The organism is Chitinophaga sp. (assembly GCF_036569125.1).
Taxonomy (GTDB): Bacteria; Bacteroidota; Bacteroidia; order Chitinophagales; family Chitinophagaceae; genus Chitinophaga.
Genome location: NZ_DATCRF010000696.1, coordinates 1 through 5,756, shown reverse-complemented (window position 1 = coordinate 5,756; position 5,756 = coordinate 1). Strand labels below are relative to the sequence as shown.

Sequence of the window (5,756 nt, the reverse complement as noted above, 5' to 3'; positions counted from 1 at the left end):
GCCGCAGGGTAATAAACTGTGGAGCGGTGTAACAGCTGGTGCGGAAAAAGGAGTAGGTGAAAAGGGGAGAGATGCTGGCCAAGCTGCCGGGGGAGGTAGAGGAGCTATCGATGAAAAAGCTGCTAAGGGAGAATTATCTCCAACAACGAATGTTACTCAACCTGATGTAAAAGAATCAGATACAGCGTTAGCTTCAAGTAATTTAATAGCTAAAGGATCATCTTCAGAAAGGGCTAACAACAATAGGACAGCACCGCCAATTAATGCGAATAATAAACCGGGCAACCTGCCGGCCGATAAAAACAGTAACCTGGCAGCCAATACGCCGGGTGGAAATACTGTCAATACTTCAAAGCATCCCTATGTAAAAGATAGTAAGGCAAAACCGGGTGGTATTTCCGGTGGGGGCAGTGCAGGTAAAGCAGCGCCAGGTAGTGTTATCAAGGCAACGCAACCATCCGGTGGTAATACTGATGCGGGTAAAACAAAATCTGGCACTGCTGCAGGAACAGGGCCAATTCCCCGCGAAGTTACGAGTGCCGGCAAGGCAAAACGTGGCCTTATGAAAAGCAAACAGGCATCCGGTGACGTTACTAAGGAAGGCAAAGCCAAACCAGGCAGTGTTATAAAAACGGATGTTTCCGGCGAAGAAACAACTGCCGGTAAAAACAAACCTGGCCTGGCAAAAGCGACCGAAAGCAGCCATCCTGATAATGCTAATAAAGCTCAATCAACGATTATCCCTATACCAGCAACGCCCAGCCATACCAACCGGCAGGGCAAAACACCTGTTACACTAAAAAATGCAACAGGCACGCCTAACACCGTGGTATTACAACCTTTACGTACGGTGAATGCATTTTCCATACACCTGCCCACACTGCCGTTAAACCACCGGGAACAGCAGATAAGCTTTCTCACAGGAGGTTTTAGAGACCCTGTAAATTACGACGGCCCCATAACAGGCGGCCTGGCATTGCAGGCTGGTTTCGTTTACCCATTAAGTGTTGGCGTAGCAGCGGGCGACAGCGGCACCGCCAAACCCGGAAATGGATTGGGCTTTAAGCTGGGCGCCACATATGCATTTCCAATAGCCAGGGGCTTATACCTGCAGCCTATATTAAGCGCTGCCTACCTTGGCGGATTTGGTAAAGCATTCAGCCACACTGCTGTTAACAGAAAGCAGGAGACGGATAGCTTGGGCGCAGCCACAGGCGTGTTCAGAACGGACACCACCACTACGCCTTACACCGTAAAAAGCACTTTTGTAGGTGGGGCAGGGGTAAATGTTGCCTATGTTATAAATAAATGGATCTTCAGCACCGGGCTTACCTATCAATATGCTTTACCCTCCGGCGCCAAAGGCACACCGGAAACGCACACCCATACCGATAGCCTGCAAAGCGTACCTGCAAGCAGCACACCTGCCTTTAGCAAGCAGCAGCTACCGGGCACGCATACACTCAGCTGGAGCCTGGATGCAGGTTATTACATCCGGCCCCGTATACAGGTAGGGATAAGCTACCGGGCCATTCTGCTGCGCTCTGCCGGCAACAGCGGCTTTGCAAAGCCGCTGCAACCCCTGCAGGATAAACAGCTTGAATTGTACATACGTGTGCCGCTAAGGAAATAAAATATTTTGGTGCAGTTACCCAACCTCCGGTAATAAAAGAGCTGTCTGTATAAGTGTAATCAAACCCATATTCAGCTATGCACAAACTTCATTTTTCGCTCCTGGTGGTAGGCACTTTTATTATAGCGGCAACAGCCTGCCGGAAAGAGAACTCATTGATTGAAAAGCTTAATGCAAAGGAAGCGGCTTTGGCCAAACAGGATTCATTGCCAACCGATTCCCTTCCGCATGATTCACTGCCTCATGATACCTTTCCACACGATACTTTTCCGCACGATACGTTTCCGCCGCATGATACCTTTCCTCATTGGCCGGATACCCTCTATCGCAGGCATCGTTAAGTGAAGGCAGCAGGGGGTAAGTTCACCTGCTGTTAAAGACATAAGACGGCAAGCAGTTTATTTCCAGGTCTTGAATGTTAAGCATTATGCAAGAGTACAATACGGATGCAATAGTAAGCCCCAGCGGGCGTAACCAGAGCATGCCCGATACCGGGGCAATGGCAAGGGCCACAGCCCCGCCAACATTGGCGCTGCATGCATGCTCCTATTCAGGACCTGGATCACCTATATCCCTAAAAGCGGTTAGTAAAGACTTTTACCCTTCAATGGGCCAGTCGGTTTACATCGCAAGAACCTTATTGATCACGAATCTGAAGAAGCATTTCGGGGTTTTACATGGCCGTATGCTGGATTTCGGTTGTGGCAGCAAGCCCTATAAGAGCCTGATCAGGGTGGATGAATATATTGGGGTGGATTATCAGGGACAGGGGCATAGTCATGAGAACGAACAAATTGATGTTTTTTATGACGGTAAAACCATCCCGGTTGGATCGGATCACTTTGATAGTGTGCTGAGCACAGAGGTGTTTGAGCATATCTTTAACCCGGAAGAAATACTGGAAGAATTACACCGGGTAATGAAGCCAGGGGCGGTAATGCTGGCTACCTGTCCGTTCATTATAGCGGAACACGAGGTACCCAATGATTGCAGCCGCTACACCTCTTATGGCCTGAAGATGCTACTGGAACGAAAAGGATTTGAGATCCTGTATTATGAAAAGCTGGGAACTTCCGTACAGGCCCAGATGCAGATGTTCATGTCTTACCTGGACAGCTACGTACTTTCTAAGCTGAACTTTGCCAGGCCGGTAAAGAAGGTGGTTTCATTCTGCTCTTTTCTGATGCTCAATCTCCTGTGCAAGCTAATGAACCGGATATTACCTAAAAGATATGATGCATTTCTGAATCACATTGTTATTTGCAGGAAGCGCGATGTACCTCAATAAAGTATTGACGGATGGCAGGCAGTTTATTTTTTAGGTCTTGAATATTAAGCATTATAGACGAGTACAACGGCCCTGGCATTCCTGCCGGGGTCTTTTTATTAATGGGAAATAAACTTATTTTGCTGTCCTGACAATCCACTTATGACAACAAACAGAAGCATTATTACACAGGCGCTTATTGATAAATATGGTTTTAAAACTTACCTGGAGATAGGCGTTGAATCCGGCAAAAACTTCTTCCCGATCAAGGCTGGCCGCAAAATAGCTGTAGATCCTTTTCTGAAATTTGGCGCCCTTAAACAGTTCTTCAAAGCTATCCAATACCCGGCTAATTTTAATGCCAGCTACTTTCGCATGGAAAGCGACCGCTTTTTTGCAGAAAAGGCAGATAAAGCCCTGCAAAACACATTGTTGGACATTTGCCTGGTAGATGGCATGCATGAATATGCCTATGCCTTACGGGATGTGGAGAATTGTCTGGACCGGCTTGCCGGCAATGGGGTGATCATAATGCACGACTGTAACCCGCAAACCAAAGAAGCCGGTTATACCTGGGCGGAGTGGGATGCCAATAAATGCCAGGGCTTCTGGAACGGGGATGTATGGAAAAGCGTTATTCATTTAAGAAGCCTGCGCAAAGATATTAACGTATTTGTGCTGGATGCGGACCATGGCCTGGGGATTGTAACCAGGGGCACGCCGGAAAACCCGTTGTCTTTTACCCCGGCGCAGATCGAGGCGCTCACGTATGAGGAGTTTGCCGCTAACCGGCAGGAGTGGCTGAATTTGAAGCCGGCAGCCTATTTCAATGAATACTTTAAATGAAATCAGATAAATTAATAATTAAGAATGAATAATTAATAATCATGGATGCTGCATTTCGCATGGGTGAAACACTGCATTTTCTCTGTGCAACAATACCGTTATGCGTAGTGCTTCAATACGATTATTAATTATTCATTCTTCATTATTAATTAACTATTCGCTCATTACACTGGTATAGATCTCGTCAAAAGAACGGCCTTTGTCTTCCGGCCAGCGTTCGGAGAACTTTATTTCTACATCCTTCAGCAGCTGAATGCATAATAATACTTCTTCTTCATCCATATCGCGCAGCATCATCTTTACCAGCTGTCCCATACGTTTATAGGCATGCTGCAATATTTTTTCGCCTTTAGCGGTGATCTTCACGCGTTTGGAGCGGCGGTCGGCAGGGTCGGGGACCTCCATAACGTATCCCTTTTCCCGCAGCCGGTTCAGCAGATCTGAACCTGTGGAAAGCTCGTAAATAGTAGCATAGATCACCTCTGACTTGCGGGGATCTTTACGCTGCTTTACCCCGTGCATCAGGGCAAACTCCTCAAACTGGCCAAGGCCGGCATCATCGAGGGCAGTACGGGCGTACAGCTCATGGAGGCGCATAATGCGGCCCATTACCTTCATCAGCATTGCTTCCGGGGCAGGCGGCTGCAGCCCGCCTGTAAGCTTTTCGGTATTTACCGGCGCCTGCTGCTTTTGCTGCAGCAGGTAATAGCGGCAAAAATCTTCTATGCTGCAGCCGGGATGTTTTTCTTCATAAGCTCCCCAGGCCGTTACTAATTCAACTGTTGTATTCATATTACTACGGATCAAGAGCAATTTAGCGAAAATTATTTCAGAATTGTTGTATTTATAACGATGCTGTATTATATTTGTAATTAATACTGCGGTTATGTAGTAATTTATCTGTTTTACCTGCACTTCAGGCCTAAGCGGCCATACACAATAGCTTGCCGGCGCTATTGGTAAAGTTCCCTGTTGCCGTCACAAATTTTCCGGGAGAACTGTCTATAAGATAAAACTATCTGTAAGATGGTGCAATACCTGTTTGCTCATTCTAAAACCCGTATATATGAATCTGTTTTCTTCAGGCCTGGTCCTGCACATTATTGGCATAGCCCTCATATCCGGCGGTACGCTGGGGCATTTTATTACGCTACGGCAGCTTTGGGGCTACCTGCCGGGCGAGCATCAAAAAGCTACTGTAGTATTTAAAGTATCCTCCGCATACGACTGGTTCCTGCGTATAGGCGGTCTTTTACTGTTTGCGAGTGGTTTTATGCTGTTAAGGGCTTACCAGTTTGGCGTAACCAAACAATTCTGGTTTGAGTTTAAGATGGGCCTTATTGTGCTGATGGTCCTGAATATCATACTGGTAGGTGCGCCCGGCGTAAAAAAATTGCAATCCCTGCTGTTTGCCCAAACCACCGCTACAGATATGCTGCAATACACTGCGCTGAAAAAGCGGATCGGCATTTTTCATGTTGGGCAGTTCCTGATATTGCTGCTGATATTTATACTGGGGGTGTTTAAATTCCAGTAGTACAAGTAAATGAAAGAAAGTAAAAAGTAAAAAAGCAAAAAGTAAAATGATGGAGTACAGCGTGTTGAGCGCTTTTCGTGTTGTTTTACTTTTGCTTTTAATAACCGGTAATAAAATGTAAAGTGAAACAAAGGTTCCCTGCCAGCGACTTTATCTTTTACGGTATGCTGCTGTGGTGGTGCCTGGGTTATCGTCCGAAGAAATTAAAAGTAAAAAAGCAAAAAGTAAAATAGTGTTTTACGCTATTTCACTTTTTGCTTTTTGTATTTAAATAATGTAGCACACTTACTTAGATGCGCTACTTCCCATTTTACTTTTTGCTTTTTTACTTTTTACTTTGCATTCCACGTATTGTTAGCCCGGTTTACATCCGGCAGGGCGCCCTGCGGGTCTATGGTTACCTGGCTTAAAGTGGTGGTGGAAGGGTATAAAAAAGTCCAGGTGCCGCCGCGCTGCCAGATCTCTACCGGCAG

General features: G+C 46.4%; 6 protein-coding genes. 5 read left to right on the top strand and 1 reads right to left on the bottom strand.

The features are described 5' to 3' along the window. From VIM87_RS25865 to VIM87_RS25850, 4 genes are all read left to right on the top strand, one after another. Nucleotides 1–1,633: hypothetical protein (locus VIM87_RS25865; RefSeq protein ID WP_331999789.1), on the top strand; the 1,633-nt coding region annotated here is incomplete at its 5' end. A 77-nt stretch (nucleotides 1,634–1,710) separates the two neighbouring features. Continuing rightward, nucleotides 1,711–1,974, top strand: a complete 264-nt coding sequence (locus VIM87_RS25860) for a hypothetical protein (protein WP_331999788.1) — start codon at nucleotides 1,711–1,713, stop codon at nucleotides 1,972–1,974. Between the two features lie 86 nt (nucleotides 1,975–2,060). Beyond that, entirely contained in the window at nucleotides 2,061–2,921 is an 861-nt protein-coding gene (locus VIM87_RS25855) for a class I SAM-dependent methyltransferase (RefSeq protein WP_331999787.1), read from the top strand. 141 nt (nucleotides 2,922–3,062) lie between these two features. Next, a complete protein-coding gene (locus tag VIM87_RS25850; protein ID WP_331999786.1) occupies nucleotides 3,063–3,746 on the top strand; it encodes a class I SAM-dependent methyltransferase in 684 nt (227 codons plus the stop codon). Nucleotides 3,747–3,899: 153 nt separating this feature from the next. Here VIM87_RS25850 and VIM87_RS25845 read toward each other — a convergent pair whose 3' ends face one another. Continuing rightward, nucleotides 3,900–4,538 (bottom strand): MarR family winged helix-turn-helix transcriptional regulator, encoded by a 639-nt coding sequence (locus VIM87_RS25845; protein ID WP_331999785.1) that lies wholly within the window; start codon nucleotides 4,536–4,538, stop codon nucleotides 3,900–3,902. Nucleotides 4,539–4,812: 274 nt separating this feature from the next. Here VIM87_RS25845 and VIM87_RS25840 point away from each other — a divergent pair, with 274 nt between their 5' ends. Beyond that, complete coding sequence (locus VIM87_RS25840; protein ID WP_331999784.1) at nucleotides 4,813–5,283, top strand: DUF2269 family protein; 471 nt, start codon at nucleotides 4,813–4,815, stop codon at nucleotides 5,281–5,283. Nucleotides 5,284–5,756: the final 473 nt, after the last annotated feature.